Here is a 19682-nt window from a genome sequence, read left to right on the forward strand (position 1 = left end):
AGTACGACCTACGTCAGGAAGCCACCAGCCAGCCGGTGGCACTGCCCCACGCCTTGACCTTGTCCGCAAACGGTACCCTTGCGAACTGATCCCCAAAATGATCGCTGAAGGCCTGATCCACCTGGCCCGGATCGGTTGTGAACAGGTCAGCCTCGCGGGACTCGGGAAATAGCTCCAGTAGGGCGCCGCCAGCAGCAGCGGCCAGCGCCGGACTACGCATTTGATGTATCAGCCAATGGAGGAGAGTGCGATCGCCCAGCATGCCAGCGCCTCGAACCGCCAGTGGCGCGGTTTTGGGTGATTTCAGCAATCCGCCCATCCACGACCGCACATCCTGGTCTGGCGCGGCCTTAATCGCCGCCCGAAGGGCAGTCAGTGCGTCGGGGCCTCCGTTCACCGCCACTTCGCGCAGTCGTGGGCTAGCCAGATCACCAGAGCCGAGTTCAGTCAACGCCCAGGCAGCCCAGAACCGCGGCTGCTCTTCGCCATCCTCAAGCGCCACCCGCAATTCCGCTACAAGGTCGGTCCGTCTCAATTTTCCGGCGAGGCGCAGGCTGGCGGCTCGCACGCGCATGTCCGGGTCGCGGACGAGGCGCGCCAGCAATTGTCCCGGATTAGCGTCATGGCCAAGGCAAGCCGATACGCCTAAAAATCGCTTGAATGCATCCGGCGCGCCGATCCAGTCGCGCACGAAAGGAGCTATCGTTGCAGGCTTATGCCATGCCAATGCACCGACCAATCCACGAGCCTCGTCCGTGCTTTGACGGCCGAGCTCGATCGCCTCAGCGACGCGGCGATCATTGTCCTCTTCGATCGACATCCATCCGTAGAGGAACAGTTCGCCCTTCTCGGGAAAATCCTCATAGGCGGCGACGACGAATGGCCAAGCGGCCGGTCCAGCGATGCGCAGACCATCGAGGTTCGCTTCCAAGCGTCTGTCTACGCCGGCGACCACATGAAGGTCGGGCGGATCGCCCAACATTAACGTGTCTCGCTGCGCCCAGAAGAACGCGGCCTGCTCGACATGCTGCCTGACGACATCCGGAACCATAGGCCGGTCCGGCGCGCCCTTCATTTTGCTTCGAGCCGAGGCCGACATCAGTTGAGATCGATCGAGCCGCCGCGTATGCGATTGGCGGCGCTCGCCTGGCTGGTAACGTAAGTTCCGCGAATGGTGATGCGGCCGTCCTTTTCCATGAGGATCGTCGCCTTGCCGCAGCGCAGCTCGACGCGCTCCTCTCCCACGATGCGCACACTCTCACCGTCACGGATGACCTGCGGCGATGAAGCCTTTCGGGGGGGTTCAACGATGCGCCCGACAATCAACGGGCGGAGGGGATCGCCATCCTGAAAAAGCAGGGCGACTTCCGCGCCGATCATGTCGGAGACAAGCTCGGTTAGGCTGCGGGCCGGAACCGCGGTCTCTTGTGGATTGCCGGGGAAAACAACCAACGGGGCTCCCTCATTGAACCCCAGAAAAATCCCTATCACGACCCCTTCGATGCGTTCCCTTGTCTCGCTCATTTTGACGCCCTCAGTTTTCAGTGATCGTCGAGCCCTTCATCGTGATGTCACTAGAGGCCTTGATGCTGATCTTGCCTGAGCCCTTCACTGAAATGTCCTTCCCCTCGATACCGATCGTGCCGTCCTTCTTCATCATGATTTTGGCCGAACCACACTGGATCAAGATTTCGTCGCCGGCATCTATCACCAACTTCTTGCCAACCTTGATCGAACTGTCTTCGCCGACGCTGATCCCGCTGTCCTTGGCGACAGTCAGCGAATGGGCGCCTCCAACCGTCGTGGCATCATCGTCCGCGATACTGGCACTACGGCCGGCGCCAACGTTGAACGTCTGGTTGCTGCCGATGGTCACACTTTGATCCGCGCCAACATTGACGGTCTGCGCGGCACCGATGTCCCAGCTGTCCGCTGCACCAATACTGTGGCTTTGATTGACACCCACCGTGACAGAGCGCGTCGCGCCGATGGTGTTCGTCTGCGAGGCTCCCACGGTCCTCGCTTCCGCCGCCCCTACGGTGTCCACGCGCGCGATACCCACCGTGACTGTCTGGTTGAGCCCCACCGTCTGCGAATGGTTGGCGTCGATGTTTTCCGTCGAATTGCCAACGACATGGATCGTCTCGTTCGCCCCCACCGTCAATGACCGGTTCGCGCCCACCGTCTCGGTGTCGTTGCTGCCGATGTTGGTGGTCTGGTCGACGCCGATCTTGACCGTCTTGTTGTTGCCGACGTCTTCATCGAGGTTATGGCCGACGGAGTGCTTGGCGTCGTGGTCGATGCGGTCGGACTGGTCGTGCTGCACCGTCTTGTTGCGGTCGTGCTTGATCAGCAGATGGTGGTCTTTCTGCGCCTGGAAATTGACCAGCTCGGAGCCCGCCTTGTCCTCGAACATCAGCTCGTTGTAACCGCCGCCGCCTTTCGAGGAATTCGACTTCCAGCCTGACTGCGTGGCGTTGCCCGGCAGCCCATAGGGCGGCATCTGCGAAGCGTTGTAGACCCGGCCAGTGATGATCGGCAGGTCCGGATCGCCCTCGATGAAATCGACGATGACTTCCTGGCCGATGCGCGGGATCTGGATGAAGCCCCAGTTGCTGCCGGCCCAGGTCTGCGACACACGCACGAAGCAGGAAGAGTTCTGGTCCTTCTTGCCGATCCGGTCCCAATGGAACTGCACCTTCACACGCGCATATTTGTCGGTGAAGATTTCCTCGCCCGAAGGGCCGACGACAGTCGCGGTCTGCGGTCCGCGCATGATCGGCCGCGGCGTGATGCGCGGCGGCCGGTAGGGCAATTTGGTTGGCGCCACGCCCAGCACCACCTTGAAATTCTCGCTATGGGCTTCGTTCTGGGTCCGATAACCCGGGTCGAACAGCCGGTATTCGGCGCTGACCACCAGATAGTCCTGGTTCTGGTCGTCGCGCGGAAAACTTTCCAGCGTGAACTTGCAGCCGGAAAAAAGGCCGCGCACCGTGCCCACCGCCGTGCTGTGCTGGTGCACCGCCTGAAGTTCCTCGCGGCGGATTCCCGCGATCGTGTCGCCGCGGCCGACATCGAGATGCGCGCCGGGCTGGCGATAGTTTTCGCCCGCGGCCTCCTTGTGGCCGAAAGGCTGGGCGGATTTCGCCATCAGATCGGCCCCGGGCTTCTCGAAATCATAGTCCGTATGGGCGTAGGCGCCTGGCCGCACCGCGCTGCCCGGGATCCATTCGGTGATGTATTCGACGTCGCGGCGCGAGCCATGGCCTTCGAAATTATAGAGCACCTTTTCGTAACCGGGCGCCGGCTTCAGCTTGCTCATCGCATCGCACAGCACCAGCGTGTGCTTGCCCTCGTCATGCTCGAAGAAATAGAAGATGCCTTCATGCTCGAGCAGCCGCTGTACGAAATCGAGATCGCTCTCGTCGTATTGAACGCAGTACTCACGCTGGGGATAGGACCCCTGCAGCCGCTTCTCGCATTTGGCGATGCCGTATTTCGAGAATATCTTTTCGACGATCTCCACCGCCGTCATGTTCTGGAAGATACGGCAATCGGTGGTGTGGCCGAGGAACCAGAGCCACGGCCTGACGGTGGCCTCGTAGAAGGCCAGCCGGTCCTCGATACGGGTAAGCTTGAAATCCGACACAAGGCCGCTGAACCATCGCTTCGGGTCGGATTCGCCTTCGACCGAAACAACGCCGCCCAGCATCTTCAGCGGATCGACGTCACGGTTCTTGCTGACGAAGCCGACGGTATAGGCGAAACAACGGCTGATCTCATCGCGACCGATGAGATGGGTAAAGGTCAGGTCGGCGCCCGCCGGCGTCTGTACAACCGTGGCACGTTCGTTCGGCATGGGTCGTACCCCCTCCTCGACGCGGCCGCCAGTGTGATGGTTTGAAGCCCCCGCTCTATTAACTGCATCACGTTCGGGACGTTCGAATTCACCGCACCGTACGGCCGCCAACCTAGCACATGTTTGATGGAGGCCAAATAACAGCGATGGCTAAACAGCGCCCATGCGCCGGTGTGAAACACTCCTCTCCCGCTGCGCTTGCAAGCTGCTAGAATGCCAGAGCAATCCCGGGAAAAGCGCGCAGCGGTTTTCGTCGGGAATTGCGTGGAAAATAAGCATTTATTGACCAAGTTCGGCGACGCTTCCGGATGTTCATCTCTCTCCAGATCAGCAATGTCGACGGGCTGCCGGCCGGCATCGCCGCGCGTTACGCCGCCCGCGACCGCAGTTTCGAGATCGGCCGCGAGAATTGCGACTGGACGCTGTCCGATCCGGACAAGTTCATCTCGGGCCGACACTGCGAGGTCCGTTACCAGGCGGGTTCGTTCTGGCTCTACGATGTCTCGCGCAACGGCACTTTCGTCAACGGCTCAAGCCGGCGCATGGCCGGGCCGCATCGGCTGGCCCAGGGCGACCGGCTGCTGATCGGACGTTATGTCGTCGGCGTTTCGATCGAAGACGAACGAGCCGCGGCCGGACATCCGCAGGCCAGGACCGGGTCGACGCAGCGCGAGCCGCCACCCTCGACGGGCCGCCCGCAGGATCCCGGCCGCGAGCCATTCTTCAATCCGATGGAGCAGCGCCCGACCGAGCCGGTGTCGGCATCGTCGGCGCCGCAGCCCGGCCCGGCAGCCCCGGCCAATCGGCCGGCGGGACCGGACGCGATGTTGCGCGATATCGCCAAGGCGGCCGGCCTTGCGCCGGAATTGCTGCAGTCGCGCGATCCGCATGACGTCGCCGCTGAGATCGGCGCGGTGCTGAGGACCACGGTCGAGCAATTGTCGCTGCTGCTCAAGGCGCGCGCGGCGGCCAAGGTGCTCGCCAAGAGCGCGCACCGCACCATGATCGGCGCCGAGGACAACAACCCGCTGAAATTCGTGCCGGGGACCGACGACATACTGGAGATCATGTTCGCCAAGCGCAGGGCCGGCTATCTCGATGCCAGGCATAGTATCGAGGATGCGTTCCGCGACCTCAAGACGCACGAAATAGCAACATACGCCGCCATGCAGGCCGCGCTGTCGCGGTTGCTGGACGACCTGTCGCCGGAGGCGATCGCCAAAAAAATCCCGCCTGCGTCCTTCTCGTCCAGGAAAAGCCAGGCCTGGGATGCGCTTGTGGCGACATGGCGGACGATGGAAGACAAGCACGAGAACGGCATGCTGGATGTCTTCCTCGCTTATTTTGCCGAGGCCTACGCCAAGGCCGACAAACAGAAATAGCCGCACGCGCACGGACCGCGCCACCTGTATGTGACGGGTCTCATAGAAGAAGCCGCCGCTTCGATCATCTTGCATTCCGATTTCAATCGGCGGCCCGTTTCAATTGAGTGCCCGGGCGATTAGAATGGGCAGGGACGCTTGCCTGGCGGGCAAAGCGGCGTGGCTTGGGGCGTGTGCAGCAATGGCATGTTTCGGCGAAATGAGCCTTTCCATACGGCCCGCCGCCGAGGCTAAGCCTGCAGCGCGTCTCCCATCCGGCCGAACACATGCTCGTTGTGCCGTGACGGTGGGTCGTCGCCGATGAGCTCGAAGGATGATTCCTCCGGGCCGACGGATAGGACCGTCATCCGCGCGCCACGGCCGAAGCAGAAACCGCTTGCGCCTGCCGAGCGGTCCGACCCGGAAAGCGTGCGGCCTGCTTCATTAGCCACGAGGGAATCGACAGTGTTCGATCCCGGTGGCGGCCGGCAGATGCCGCCCGGCTGGTCGTCCGGAACCGTGCTCTTTCAAGGGCCTACTCCGGGAGCGGCCGCAAATGCGGCGCCGGGGTTGCAGCAGGATGCCCTGCTCAACGCCGCCGGCGGCGTGAAATATCCTGCGGCAAATCCGATCCTTGCCGCCGCGGCGCCGTTGCTGATGCTGTTCGGCCAATTGCGGCTGATGCCGGTCGAACGGCTAGCGGCGCCGTTGGCGGAGCATATGGCCGAAGCGATCGAGACCTTCGAGCGAACAGTCGCGAAAGCCGGCATTGGGGAAGACGACGCGCGGATCGCCAAATTCGCCCTTTGCGAAACCGCCGACGACCTCGTCGGCAATTTGCCCTTGCCGAGCAAGGACAGCTGGCTTCAGCACAGCCTTGTGGCGCAGTTCTTCCACACCCGACCAACGGGCGCCGGCTTCTACAAGGCGTTGAACAATATCCTCGCCAAGCCGGAAGCGCATTGCGACCTGCTCGAACTGATGCACGCCTGCCTATCGCTGGGCTTCGAAGGCCAGTATCGGGCGCTGGCAGGCGAGCGAAACACGCTCGAACGTGTTCGGCGCGACGTCTACGACACGCTGCGCTTCTTCAAGCCGCGCGCCGCCGACGACGTCTCGCCCCGCTGGCAAGGCATGGCGGCGGCGATGCCGAAGCCAAGGGCGCGGCTGCCGCTCTGGGCGGTCGCGGCCGCCGCGGCGACGCTGGTGACAGCAGCCTTCTTCGGACTGCGCGTCATGATCACCGATGAAGGCGACGCGACCGCCGGCGCGTTGCTGGCGCTCAACCCGTCGACGCCCGTCACCATCGAGCGCGCCAGCGTGGCGCCGCCGGCCGAACCGGCGCAAGCCAGCCCGCCGCCGCCCGCGGCTCCAGACACGACCCAGATCGACCGCATCCGCGCGGTGCTTGCCAAGGAGATCGCCGGCGGTGGGCTGAGCGTCGGTGAGAAGGGCGAGTTCATCGTCGTCGAGATCAACAACCAGCTTTTGTTTGCTTCCGGCCAGGCGGAGCTGAAACCGCAATTCCAGCCGATCGCGGCCGACATCGCCACGGCGCTGGACGCCGAGCCCGGGCCGATCAAAATCGTCGGTCACACCGATAATGTGAAGCCGAAGAAGTCGAGCGCGTTCAAATCCAATTTCGACCTTTCCGTCGCCCGCGCGAAAGCCGTCCAGGCGATGATGGCCAAGCAGTTGAAGGACCCTTCCCGGCTCAGCGTCGACGGCAAGGGCGAGGACGAACCGATCGCCGACAATGGAACGGCGGACGGCCGCGCCAAGAACCGCCGCGTAGACGTGATGATCCCGAAGGAGGAGACGCTGTGAGCGTGCGCCGCGGAGGATGGCTCTGATGCGCTGGATGCTGCGGATCTTGAGCCTGCTTGCGCTTGCCGGTTTCTCGGCGGCGGTCTGGTACGCCGGACCGCTGATCCGCTTTGCCGATACGCGCCCGCTTGGGCCTGTGTGGCTGAGGGCGACGATCGTCGGCGTCAGCGTTGCGGTGCTTGCGCTGTTCTATGGGGTCCGCTTCTGGCAGCAGCGCAAGGCGCAAAAGGCGCTCGAAACGGCCATCGTGCGCAGCGACGAGCGGAGCGACGATTCGCAGGTGCTCGAGACGCGCATGAGCGAAGCCCTCGCAACGCTGAAGCGGACGAGCGGCAAGCGCAATTTCCTTTATGACATCCCCTGGTACATCATCATCGGCCCGCCAGGCGCCGGCAAGACGACGGCGCTGGTCAATTCCGGGCTGAAATTTCCGCTTGCCGGCTCCGGCAGCGCGCAGCCGGTGGCTGGCGTCGGCGGCACGCGGTCCTGCGACTGGTGGTTCACCGACGAAGCGGTGCTGATCGACACGGCCGGCCGCTATACGACGCAGGAATCGGACCGCGAGCGCGACAAAGCGAGCTGGCTCGCATTCCTTGGATTGCTCAAGAAACACCGCACCAGGCAACCGATCAACGGCGTGATCCTAGCCATCAGCCTTGCCGATCTGATCGGCTTCGACGACCAGCAGCTCGACGCGCATGTCACCGAAATCAGGAGCCGCCTGCGCGAGCTGCACGAGACGCTGAAGATCCGGTTCCCGGTCTATCTGCTCTTCACCAAGGCCGATCTCGTCTCCGGCTTCATGGATTATTTCGGCGATTTCGACGAGGCGCGCAGGCGCAAGGTTTGGGGCGCGACCTTCCAGACCGCCGATCGCACCAAAAACATGGCCGGCGAGGCGCCGGCAGAATTCGACGGATTGGCGCAGCGGCTCACCGAAGAGGTTGCCGACCGGCTGCAGGAAGAGGCCGACCCGGTGGCGCGGATCGCGCTGTTCGGCTTCCCGGCGCAGTTCGGCGCGCTGAAGAACCGGATAACGCAGTTCGTCGGCAGCCTGTTCGACGCATCGCGGACACAGGTCAATGTCAGCCTGCGCGGGCTCTATTTCTCATCGGGCACCCAGGAAGGGACGCCCTTCGACCAGGTGCTCGGCGCGATCGGCCGCAGTTTCGGCAGCTCCTCACAGGCTCATCTTTCCGGGGCCGGCAAGAGCTTCTTCCTGCACGATCTGCTGGCCAATGTGGTCTTCCCGGAATCGGGCTGGGTCTCGTTCGACCGGGCGGCCGAACGGCGTGCCAGGTTCGCAAGGTCTGGCAGCGTGGCCGCGATCGCGCTGGCGGCGCTGGCGGCGCTCGGCATTCTGGGGCTCAGCTTCTTCGCCAACAAGTCGCTGATCGCTTCCACTAGGCAAGCCATGGCGCATTATCGCGACAGCGCCGATACGCTTCTGAAGAGCACGACGGTGACCGACGTCGATCTTGAAAACGTCATCGGCCCGCTCGACCAGTTGCGCAACCTGCCCGCCGGTTTCGAAAACGGCGACCAGGGCAAGCCGATCGAGGAGACGTTCGGGCTCAGCCAGCGGGAGAGGCTGCTGTCGGCCTCCAAGACGGCCTACCGGCAGGCGTTGGAGCGGACCTTCCGCTCCCGGATCCTGGTCCAGGCCGAGCGGACGATCCAGGCCAAGATGGCCGATCCGATGGCGCTCTACGAACCGCTTAAGATCTACCTGATGCTGGGCGGCAAGGCGCCGAAGGTCGACGACGAACTGATCGTCTCCTGGATGAAACAGGATTGGGAAGAGAACCGCTACCCCGGCGAAAACAACCGCGAAGGCCGCGCGCAGCTCGAAAAGCATCTGCGCGCCATGCTCGCGCTGGACGACGCCTACGATCCGGTCTTCGCGCTCAATCAGCCGCTGGTCGAGGCCGCGCAGCGTTCGCTTGGGCGCATGAGCCTCGCCGACCGCGCCTCGGCGCAGATCAAGTCGGCGGTCTACGCGGCAAGGCTGCAGGATTTCTCCGTCGCCGCGCAAGCCGGTCCGGAAGCGCAGCTGTCGTTCGAGCGCACGGACGGCAGCGAGCTTGCCGATCTCCAGGTTCCCGGTCTCTACACGCGCGCCGGCTTCAATCGCTTCTTCCTGCCGCAGCTGTCGCGCATCGCGCAGATGCTCGTCGACGACCAGTGGGTGCTGGGTGGCGGCGGCGAACAGGGCGGCATCGACCAGGACCTGCCCAGGCTCGGTCCCGAGCTCATCGACCGCTACGGCAAGGAATTCGCCGCCGCCTGGAACGGCGTGCTCGACCAGTTGAAGCTCAAGGCGATGCTGAAGGACAAACCGCAATATCTGGCGCTCTCCGCCCTCGCCTCGCCGGACTCGCCTCTCGACCAGCTGTTCACGGCGATCGCCGATGAGACCGCGTTGACCAAGGACAGTGCCGCCGCCGAGGCCGAGGCCGGCACGGCGCAGCAGGATCCGGCCGCGATGGCCAAGGGCCTGGCACGTATCGGCCTGCAGATCGCCGGCGGCAAGTCGCAGAACCGCGCCGGCGCAAGCTCGGCCGCTGCGCAGAACGCCGGCGCGAGCGTCGAGGCGCAGTTCCGGTCGTTCCAGGCGCTGGTCAGCGGGGCTGCCGGCCGCCGGCCGCTCGATGCGCTGACGCAGAATTTCCACGACATCTTCCAGAGCCTGAAGCTTGCAGCCGATGTCCCCTCGCAGACCGAGCGCGTCAACGCCAACCTGCAGCTGCAGATCTCGACATTGCGCGCCAATGTCTCGCGCCTGCCCAAGCCGCTGGCGCGCATGGTCAACGCCGCGGCGGACGAGTTCGAAGGCAATGTCGCCGAAGCCTCTGTCGCCAACCTCAACCAGAGCCTCGACCAGACGGTGACGCGGCCTTGCGAAGAGGCGGTCAACGGCCGCTATCCCTTCGCCAGCGACAGCACCGAAGACATCTCGATGGCGGATTTCGCCAAGCTATTCGCGCCCGGCGGCCTGATGGACCGCTTCTTCGCGCAGAACCTTGCGCCGCTGATCGACATGACCGGCCAGGAGTGGACCTGGAAGCAGGATGCGCGTTCCAGCAGGGACCTTGCGAAGTCGACCTTGAAGGCGTTCCAGGCGGCGGCGGAAATCCGCGGTGCCTTCTTCCCGTCGGGCGGATCGACGCCATTGGTGTCGATCACCTTCACGCCCACCTCGCTGAACAGCGAAGTCGACAGCGCGCTTCTCAACGTGGACGGGCAGACGGTCCAGAGCGCTCAGGCCGGCAACGCGCCTAGCACGGTAACGTGGCCGAGCGGCGCCGCTTCCGGATCAGCGAGCCTCACCCTCGTCCCGGAAATGCCGGGCCGCGAGTCCGCGCTGAAGTTCGATGGGCCGTGGGCGTTGAAGCGGCTGCTCGACAAGGCGACCATCACCGGCGACGGCGCCAACACCGAAGCCCGCTTCGTCATTGGTGGGCGCGATGTTGCCTACACGATCCAGGCTGGATCAGGGGCCAACCCCCTCTTCCTGCCGGCTTTGTCCGGCTTCAGCTGTCCGAAGGCGTTCTGACCATGGCTGCACTCCAGAACATCGCCGGCTCGATCCTTCATTTCGGTACTCTAATGTATGCGCTTATGGCAGAGTGGCCCGGGCACGCGGCCCATGGCTGGTCACAGAGGACGCTCGCGAAGCGCTTGGTGGCAATTTGAGCACTGTCGCCCTTCCCATCGACAGCTTCGGCGTGAGCCACAAGGGCTGCGTGCGCGACCACAACGAGGACAATTACCTCATCGAACCGCAGACCGGCCTCTGGGTGGTGGCTGACGGGATGGGCGGGCATGAGGCCGGCGAAGTCGCCTCGGCCAGCATCGTCGATCACCTGGCGACGATCGGCATTGCCAGCTCGGCGCCGGACCTTCGCGCCCGCTTCGAGGACCGGCTTAGCCGCGCCAATGCCGAGATCCGCAACATATCGCGATCGCGCGGCATCACCATCGGCTCCACTTTCGCGGCCCTGCTTGCCATGGATGGACGCTTCGCTTGCCTATGGGCGGGCGACAGCCGCATCTATCTCATCCGCAACGGCTCGATCTTCCAGGTTTCGAAGGATCACACCGAGGTGCAGGAATTGCTCGACCGCGGCATGATCAGCGCGGAGGAGGCGCGCACCTGGCCGCGCCGCAATGTGATCACGCATGCGGTCGGCGTCAGCGACGAGCTCGAGATCGACTTCCAGCAGGGCGAATTGATACCGGGCGATGTTTTCGTCCTGGGAACCGACGGACTGACCGCGCATGTCAGCGACGCCGAGATCGAGGCCGCGGCCGGATCCGCCACGCCACGGGCGGCATGCCAGACCCTGCTGGACATGGTGCTGGCGCGCGGCGGAACCGACAATGTAACCATCGTATTCGTGAAGATCGGCGGCGGGCGCAACGGCGCGCTCCATTCGGATCGGTCCGCAGCGGAGGGCCTGGCCAGATGAGCGACGACGACAAGACACGGCTGTCGACGAACATCGCCTATACCGGCGTCGGCACGCAGCTGAGCGGCATTTACGAGCTCGACGAGAGGATCGCCTCCGGCGGGATGGGAGAAGTCTATCGCGGTCACAATATCCAGACCGGCGACCATGTGGCGATCAAGATCGTGCTGCCCGAATTCGCCCGCGACCAGACGATCCTGTCGCTGTTCCGCAAGGAAGCGTCGATCCTCAACCATCTGTCGCATGACGCGGTGGTGCGCTACCACGTCTTTACCATCGATCCGGGGATCGGCCGTCCCTATCTTGCAATGGAGTTCGTGGACGGCGAGTCGCTGTTCGACATCATGCGGCGCGGCCCGATGCCGGGTGAAGATGTGCGCCGGCTTTGCCATCGCCTCGCCTCGGGGCTCGGCGCCGTGCACCAGGCGGGCGCAGTGCATCGCGACCTCTCACCCGACAACATCATCCTGCCGGGCGGCCGGGTCGAGCGCGCCAAGATCATCGATTTCGGCATCGCGCGCTCGGCGACCGGCGGCGAGACGCTGATCGGCGGAAAGTTCGCCGGCAAATACAACTATGTTTCGCCGGAGCAGCTCGGCCTCTACGGCGGCGATGTCAGCGAGCAATCCGATATCTACAGCCTCGGGCTGGTGCTGGCCGCGGCGCTGCGCGGCAAGCCGCTCGACATGAGCGGCTCGCAATACGAGGTCATCGAGAAACGCCGGACGGTGCCGGTCCTGTCGGATATCGATCCCGGTTTCCACGAACTCCTCGAAGCCATGCTGCAGCCGGATCCGCGCGACCGGCCGGCAAGCATGGCCGAGATCGCCAGGGCGACGCGGGGCGAGGATGTCGAGGCGACATTGCCGCCGCCGATGTCGTTTGGAGCACGCGAACGCCCCGGCCTGCCGCGCGCCGGCTGGACGGCACCGCCGGACTCCAAACCGCAGCCATCGGCGCCTCCGGGCGAGCCGCGCTTTGTCGAGCATGTGCGCCCGGCGCATCTGTCGGAACCGCGGCGGGCGCCGGCCGCCGCTGCGGCCAGCGCGCCCGCGCCGGCTGCGCCGAAAAGGGTTTCGCGGATGCCCGCCATCGCCGGCGGCGTCGCGGCGCTCGCGGTCCTGGTGGGAGGCGGGCTTTATTTCAGCGGCATGCTGGCGCCGGCGCCGGCGGAAAAATCCACGCCGCTGACGCCGAAGCCGGTCGCGGAAGCAGCGACGGACGCGACGCAACCGGAGGCGCCGAAACCTCAGGCGTCGGCCGCGCCTCAGCCCGAACCGCCAAAACCTGACAGCGCCACCATCGAGACGGCGAAGCCACCCACCCAACCCGATGCGGAGGTCAGGACACCCGTCGAGAAGCCGACGCAGCCTGGCACCCAGCCGGAGAGCCAGGCCAACAACCAGGCGCATGTCCCCCAGGTCGAGACCAAACCCGCGCAACCGCCAGCGCCGGCGCCCGCACCGGAGACCGCGGAAAGCCAGAAACCGCAACCAACCAGCGAACCGCCGACGGTCAAGACTCAGGAACCGAGCCAGACGGTTGAAAACAAGCCCACGCAGGAAGCAAATCCGCCGGTCGCCAAACCCAGCGTAAAAGACCTCGTGGACATGCTTTCCAAGTTGCCCAAGCCGAATGTTTCCTCACCTCCGGTTTCGGAAAGCCAGGCACCGGTGCAGCCGACCAGTCGGCCGGCCGAACCACAGGCACAGACCCCGACAGCCAGCCAGCCGGAAACGCCTGCCGCGCCGACCCAGCCGGCGCAGCAACCACAGCCGCCGGCGACCAAGCAGCCCGACGACACCGACGTCGCCATCAATGTGCCGAAGCCGGCGCTTCCGTCACCGGAACCGGATATGGCGACGTGGAACGAGCGCCGCGCCTGGGTGCGCGATTTCAGCGGCGGCAGCTGTTTTTACGCGAACGTGACATCGGGTCTCGGCGCTTCCCCCGCGATCGAGGGATTCGGAACGGCGGTCCAGCCCTTCGAACAATTGCTCAACGATTTCCAGACCAGGTTCCATATCGAGCCGGACATCAGCGTGCGCCTCATCACCCCATCCCAGTGCGGAGTGCCCACCTTCCTTCGCTTTCTCGACCGGAGCTCGGCCGAGAAGCCACAGCTCGTCCTCGACCGGACGTCGGTCCCGGACGGCTCGCCGGTCAGCGGCGCGCTGTATACGGGCGGCGGGCTGATCTCGAACATAATTCTGATCGACCACAAGGGCGTCGCGTTCAACCTCGACGACCGCATGGTGCCGCAAGCCGACAAGGTGACCTTCAACATCCCGATCGGCCTTGCCGCCACCGACAAGGCAACCGGCAAGGCGGTGCCGCAGATCATGCTGGTGATCACCGGACCCAAGGACATCCAGGCCGCCATGTTCTCCAGACCGACACTGGCCTCGGAGCTGTTGCCCAAGATCCTCGAGGAGATCGAGGCCGACGGATCACAGTTCTCCGCCACGGCCACGTATTTCCGGCTTGGCGGATAGCATGAACGCCGATGGATCTTCGCACCCTGCGTTCATTGTGCCAGCCCTCGCCACGCAAGCAGCGTAGCCGGCTGCGATTCCTGTTGCCGGGCCGCGCGGCGCTTGCAGCGCTGCTCGGCGCGGCGCTGCTCTCGATCCTTTCGCCCAGCAAGGCGCATGCCGAATTCACCGTCTGCAACCAGACGCTCGATGTCGTCAATCTCGCCGTCGGACAGAAGGTCGACAATGGCGACCAGACGGACGGCTGGTGGACCATCGGCGCCAACCAGTGCGTCAACGTCATCCGCGAGGAGCTGGCCAACCGCTACATCTATCTCTACGCGACGGACGTCTTCGGCCACGCGATCCTCAACGGATCGACCGAGATGTGCATCGACCGGCGGCGCTTCTCGATCCGCGGCATCGCCGAGTGCTGGCAGCGCGGCCACATCGCGGCGCGCTTCGTCGAGGTCGACACTCAGGAGCAAGCGCGCTGGACCTATTTCCTGACCGGAAGCAGCCCGTGACGCACTCGATCGACACGAGCTTCAAGGCAAAGAAGCAGGCGCGACTGGCCGAACGCCGGCGCAAGCTCTGGCGCCGAGCCGTTGCCGGCCTTGCCACGCTCTGCGTCGTTGCTTTGGCCACCGGCTTCTATCTCACCAAGGACTATTGGTCGTTCGGCGACGAGGACGAGGAGTTGCATGCCGTCGAGGACATGGAAGACGTGCCGCCCGACGCCTCGGTCTATGTGCCGGCCATCATCGATCTGGCCGGTGACCCGATGTGGATCACGCTTGCACCCGACGCCGACACCGCGACGAAGGGCCATACCATAGCGCGGCCGGCCGAGCTCGACAGTTCAGGCGCCTCGCCGCAGATCGACATCCTGTCCGACGTGATGCTGAGCGCCAGCGAAAAGTTCATGACGACAATCCCGTCGACGCAGGAGGATTTTGCATTCTTCCAGGCACAGCGGCAGGCCGCTCCCAAGCCTTTGACGGCGGCGCCCGATGATGCGCAACCGGCCCCGCCCGCTCCGGCCGCGGCGCCGGACGATCAGCAGGGCGATCTGGGGAACGACCTCCAGGCGGCACCGGACGAGAGCGACACCTCTGCCGGTTCGGCGCCCAAGGCCGACGCCGACGACCCCGAAGCCGGCTGGGGCGAGACCATCGACCAGGGCGAGGCAGCGCTTCCGGCTTTCAAGAAAACCGCGATCGAGAACAACACGACGGTTGCAACCGTCACCAGCGAATATCAACGCTTCGAGGCGACCGAGGATAGCTTCGTGAAGATCCTCAACGACCGCAGCCTGGACAGCGTGGCGCTCGACGCGCATTTCTCCGCCGATGACGCAAAGCTTGCCGGCGAGGCGCTGAAGACGCTGTTCAATCGCGACGGGCTGGAGCCCGGCTTCGTCGTCGCCATGCGCGGGTTCCGGCCAAACCGCGAGACGACGACCATGTCGCTGATGCAGGTCTCGGTCTACGCAAAGAATGTCTATGTCGGCACGCTGACGCGCAATGCGGCCGGCGCTTTCGTGTCGGGCGTCGATCCCTGGGTCCGCGAGGACCTCTTCAACTATTCCGGCGCCTCGGACCAGGGCGGGCCCAAACGTCAGTACCGCCTGCTCGACGCGATCTATTCGACAGCGGCGCGCAACAAGGTGCCGACCAGCGTGATCGGCGAGGCGATCATGTATCTGTCGCGGGGACAGGACCTCGACGCGTTCGCCAGCGAGGACCAGCGCCTGGTGCTGATCTATTCGCAGACGCCGCGCGGCCAGGGCGAGATCTCCGGACGAGTGCTCTATGTCGGCGTCCAGGGCACGCAAAAGAGCCTCGACTGTTTCGTCTTCCAGCAGAGCGACGGCCAGTATGCCTGCGTGACCGGCGACGATCAGGTCCGCTCGCTGACCGTCACCAACGGTATGGTCACGCCGGTGGCCGGGGTGATGACCTCGACCTTCGGCCCGCGCAAGCATCCGATCCTCGGCACGGTTCGGATCCACAAGGGCGTCGACTGGGCGGCACCGGTCGGCACGCCGATCGTGGCCGCCTTCGACGGCGAGATCTCTTTCCAGGGCGATGGCGGCAGCTACGGCAATCTGGTGAGAATCGCGCATGCCAACGGCCGCGAGACGCGCTACGCGCATATGCAGAAATTCGCCATCACCAGCGGTGTCGGCACCAAGGTGAAGGCCGGCGATGTCATCGGCTATATCGGCACCACGGGGCTTTCGACCGGCCCGCATCTGCATTTCGAACTCTACCAGAACGGCGAGGCGATCGACCCGCTGGGGACAGTCACCTCGGTCGCCACCGCCGTTTCCGTCAGTTCCGGCGGTCCCGGCGATTCTGCCGTCGAGACGCTGACCGACCGCATCGTGCACGTCGAAAGCGGCGGCAGCGCCCGCGCCAAGAACCCCAACTCGTCGGCGACCGGCGCCGGCCAGTTCATCACCAAGACCTGGATCCGGATGATGAACACCTATCGTCCCGATCTTGCCCGATCGCTTTCGACCGCCGACCTGCTCGCGCTTCGCTATGACGCGACGCTGTCGCGCGAAATGGTGCGCAACCTGGCGCGCGAAGGGGAAGCCTATCTGCGCGCCCGCGGCCACCAGATCACCGCCGGGCGCCTCTATCTTTGCCATTTCCTCGGTATGGAAGGAGCGCATCAGGTACTGGCGGCGGCCGGTTCGTCGCAATTGAACGCCGTCCTCGGATCAGCCGTCATCCAGGCCAACCCGTTCCTGACCGGCAAGACGGTCGGCTACGTCGTCGATTGGGCCGAGCGGAAAATGGGGCAGAAAGCGCCGCGCGTGGTGACCGATCAGAGCCAGCCGGTGACGACCACGACCGAGGTCCGGCAGACGTCGCCGGAGTTCGAGAAATACAAGCAGGCAATAACCGCACTGATAGGTTCTATCCAGGATACGCTTGAGCCCGGCTAGCCGCAGTTTTTGGTTCACCAAACACCGCGTTTTTCGCCGGGCCGATTGGTTTTCAGGCCTGCGAATGGTACATTAGCGAATATTCATGGAGGAATTTTCGGGCCTTTCATGAACCAAATCTGTGGCCGGGATCACAGACACCCGAGAGACATTTTGGCAGAAGCGACGTTGTCGCTTGCGAAATTCAGCATGCGCAGACATCGATAACGCGCCCCGTGGGGCGGAGGGCTGATCCATGAAAGCGTTCGCCATCCTTTTGGGCGGGTTGATCCTGCTTTTCCATGCCGCGTTCGGCGCCCAGGCCGCCGCGCCCGACACCAAGCGTGTCGCGCTGGTCATCGGCAACAGCAAATATGTCAATGCCGTCGCTTTGCCCAACCCGGCGAACGATGCCCACCTCATCGCGTCCACACTGCGCAACGCAGGCTTCGAAGTGGTCGAAGGCGTCGACCAGGACAATACCGGCATGCACAGCCTGATCAGCAAATTCACAGAGGAATCCTACGATGCCGACCTCGCGGTCATCTTCTATGCCGGGCACGGCATGCAGGTCGACGGCAAGAACTACCTCATTCCGGTCGATGCCGAGCTGACGTCGCCGGCCTATCTCAAGACCCGCACCGTCCAGATCGACGAGTTCATGGCGGCGCTGCCGGCCGATCCCGCCGTCGGCATCATCGTCCTCGATGCCTGCCGCGACAACCCGTTGGCGCGCACGATGGCCGCCGCGCTGCCGAAGAGCCGCTCGCTTGGCGCCGGCCTGGCGCCGGTCGATGCAAAGGCGGACGGCATGGGCACAGGCGGCGTCCTGATCGCCTATGCGACGGACCCCGGCGCCATCGCTTTCGACGGCAATGGCGTCGACAGCCCCTATTCGCTGGCTTTGGCCAAGCATCTGACCGAGCCCGGCGTCGAGATCCAGAGCGCGCTGACGCGCGTGCGCGGCGAGGTGACGGAAACCACGCAGGGCCGGCAGCGGCCGTGGCACAATGCATCGCTGGGACGCGAGGTGTTCCTCGGCAAGCCCGCGGCGCCCGCCGCAGCGCCGGTGGCCGACGCCGCCAAGACGACGGCAACGCCCGCCCCCGCTCCGGTGGCGAGCGAGCCGCCGTCATGGGAGGTCGAGCAGCGCCTTTGGGACGAGGCTTCGAAGAAAAATGCCATCCCCTATTACGAGGCCTATCTCGACCAGTTCCCGGACGGCCGTTTCGCCACGGTGGCAAAGCTCAACATCGACCAGCTGAAGGATCCGACGGCGGGCAAGCAGGTCGCGTCGCTCGATACGAACGATGCTAACGCCAATCCGGGCTCGGCTGTCCGCACCTCGGTCGGCATCACAGACGAGATGAAACAGACGCAAGGCACCGAGCTGACGGAAAGCGCTATCGGGCTCGACCGCAACGGCCGCATCGATCTGCAGCTGCGCATCGAAGCGCTGGGCAACGAGCTTGGCCAGGTCGACGGCAATCTCGGCCAGAGGACACGCCAGGCGATCGGCGTCTGGCAAGGCAAGAACGGCTTGCCGCCAACCACCTATCTGACGCGCGAGCAGCTGGCCTTCCTGGTCATCCAGACCGACCCGATGATGGATGCCGTGCGCGCCAAGAACGTCGCCGACCAAGCCCGCACCGCGCCCAAGAAGCAGGTCGCGCAGAAGACCCGCACGCTGAAGCCGATGGCGCAGCAAAAGCCGCGCAGGAAACAGACGCAGGTCGTCCAGCGCAGGCGCGACAGCGAGACCGTGGTCCGCGAGGACGCGCCGCCGCCAAGGGACAACAACGACTTCCTGACCAAGGCATTGATCTTCGGCACCGGCATTGCGGTGGGCGGCGCGCTCAAGAACTGATCGAGGGTAAAGCGGGGCCCTGGCCTGTCGGCAGGGCTCCCGCCGCCGGTCTCGCTATGAGCTGGGCGGCGGCGAAGGCCTATTCCGTCCTGATTCGCATTTCCACTCGGCGGTTGACCGGGTCGTAGGGATTGGCGACGCGCGGGCGCGTCTTGCCCAGGCCGATCGCTTCGAGCCGCGCCGATTCAACGCCGTTCGCTTCGAGGAAAGCGGCCACCGACTGTGCCCTCCGCTGCGACAGGGTCTGGTTGTAGCGATCCGGGCCTGTCGCATCGGTATGGCCCTCGACGACGAAGCTGAATGTGCTCAGCCGGTTGTCCTTCAGCGCCTTGGCGAATTCGTCCAGCTCCGTGCGGGCGGTCTGGTCGAGCTGGGCCGAATCCAGGGCGAAGTTGATCATCATGTCGAGACCGGTTTTTTGAGATGAACCGCTCTTATCGGCCTTGCTCTTGCACTCTTCCTCGGTGCCGACGCAGATGCCGCGCGAGGCGCCAAGATTGCCCTGGCCCGCGAAGAACTTCACAATGTCTTCCGACTTCTGAAGCGGATCGGCGAACACGTGCGTTGAAAGAAGCATGGCCGCCAATGCCAAGGCTGAGCTGCCCCACCTCATGACCGTCACTCCTGTTTGATGTTTGAGCGGGTTTCGCTAGTGCGGACTATATCAAATCTCGAGGCGATTGTCTGTGAACAAGCGCACCTTGCCAGCGGCCGCCGCCTGCTAAAAGGCTAGGGCTTGACCGGCGCTCGGCCGCAGGCTTGAGTGCCAGAGCGGGGGGGGGGGGGGGGGGGGGAACCCCCCCCCCCCCCCGCGGGTGGTTTTTGAATATTGGGCGGGGCAAACAGGGGAGGGAATGTTGTGTTGTGTGGGAATAGTGGGGGGG

Annotated in this window: 12 protein-coding genes; 8 read left to right on the forward strand and 4 right to left on the reverse strand. The window is 64.6% G+C overall.

The window, feature by feature from the left end; genetic code table 11:
- Window positions 1–13: 13 nt before the first annotated feature.
- The 3 genes from AC0L2L_RS23630 to AC0L2L_RS23640 are packed head-to-tail and all read right to left on the reverse strand — an operon-like array spanning window position 14 to window position 3859.
- Complete coding sequence (locus AC0L2L_RS23630; protein ID WP_473581586.1) at window positions 14–1075, reverse strand: HEAT repeat domain-containing protein; 1062 nt, start codon at window positions 1073–1075, stop codon at window positions 14–16.
- Window positions 1076–1098: 23 nt separating this feature from the next.
- Complete coding sequence (locus tag AC0L2L_RS23635; RefSeq protein WP_027168483.1) at window positions 1099–1524, reverse strand: DUF6484 domain-containing protein; 426 nt, start codon at window positions 1522–1524, stop codon at window positions 1099–1101.
- Between the two features lie 10 nt (window positions 1525–1534).
- The gene (locus AC0L2L_RS23640) at window positions 1535–3859 is read right to left on the reverse strand and encodes a type VI secretion system Vgr family protein (RefSeq protein WP_473581587.1); all 2325 of its coding nucleotides are present in this window, start codon (window positions 3857–3859) and stop codon (window positions 1535–1537) included.
- 308 nt (window positions 3860–4167) lie between these two features.
- On the opposite strand from AC0L2L_RS23640, the gene tagH reads away from it, so the two are divergent.
- From tagH to AC0L2L_RS23680, 8 genes are all read left to right on the forward strand, one after another.
- Complete coding sequence (gene tagH / locus AC0L2L_RS23645; RefSeq protein ID WP_473581589.1) at window positions 4168–5241, forward strand: type VI secretion system-associated FHA domain protein TagH; 1074 nt, start codon at window positions 4168–4170, stop codon at window positions 5239–5241.
- 300 nt (window positions 5242–5541) lie between these two features.
- On the forward strand, window positions 5542–7047 hold the full coding sequence (gene tssL, locus AC0L2L_RS23650) for a type VI secretion system protein TssL, long form (RefSeq protein WP_473581591.1): 1506 nt from the start codon (window positions 5542–5544) through the stop codon (window positions 7045–7047).
- A gap of 25 nt (window positions 7048–7072) precedes the next feature.
- On the forward strand, window positions 7073–10603 hold the full coding sequence (gene tssM, locus AC0L2L_RS23655) for a type VI secretion system membrane subunit TssM (protein ID WP_473581593.1): 3531 nt from the start codon (window positions 7073–7075) through the stop codon (window positions 10601–10603).
- Window positions 10604–10739: 136 nt separating this feature from the next.
- Window positions 10740–11519, forward strand: a complete 780-nt coding sequence (locus AC0L2L_RS23660) for a PP2C family protein-serine/threonine phosphatase (protein WP_473581594.1) — start codon at window positions 10740–10742, stop codon at window positions 11517–11519.
- Window positions 11516–14014 carry a serine/threonine-protein kinase gene (locus AC0L2L_RS23665; protein ID WP_473581596.1) on the forward strand — a complete coding sequence of 833 codons (2499 nt, stop codon included), beginning with the start codon at window positions 11516–11518 and terminating at the stop codon, window positions 14012–14014. The genes AC0L2L_RS23660 and AC0L2L_RS23665 overlap by 4 nt, the downstream gene beginning before the upstream one ends.
- An 11-nt stretch (window positions 14015–14025) precedes the next feature.
- Window positions 14026–14520, forward strand: coding sequence for a DUF1036 domain-containing protein (locus AC0L2L_RS23670; RefSeq protein ID WP_473581598.1), 495 nt, complete (start codon window positions 14026–14028; stop codon window positions 14518–14520).
- Complete coding sequence (locus AC0L2L_RS23675) at window positions 14517–16952, forward strand: M23 family metallopeptidase (RefSeq protein ID WP_473581600.1); 2436 nt, start codon at window positions 14517–14519, stop codon at window positions 16950–16952. The genes AC0L2L_RS23670 and AC0L2L_RS23675 overlap by 4 nt, the downstream gene beginning before the upstream one ends.
- 235 nt (window positions 16953–17187) lie before the next feature.
- Complete coding sequence (locus tag AC0L2L_RS23680) at window positions 17188–18798, forward strand: caspase family protein (protein WP_473581602.1); 1611 nt, start codon at window positions 17188–17190, stop codon at window positions 18796–18798.
- Window positions 18799–18877: 79 nt separating this feature from the next.
- Here AC0L2L_RS23680 and AC0L2L_RS23685 read toward each other — a convergent pair whose 3' ends face one another.
- Window positions 18878–19375 (reverse strand): OmpA family protein, encoded by a 498-nt coding sequence (locus AC0L2L_RS23685; protein WP_473581744.1) that lies wholly within the window; start codon window positions 19373–19375, stop codon window positions 18878–18880.
- Window positions 19376–19682: the final 307 nt, after the last annotated feature.

It is taken from the genome of Mesorhizobium sp. WSM4832 (assembly GCF_055811115.1).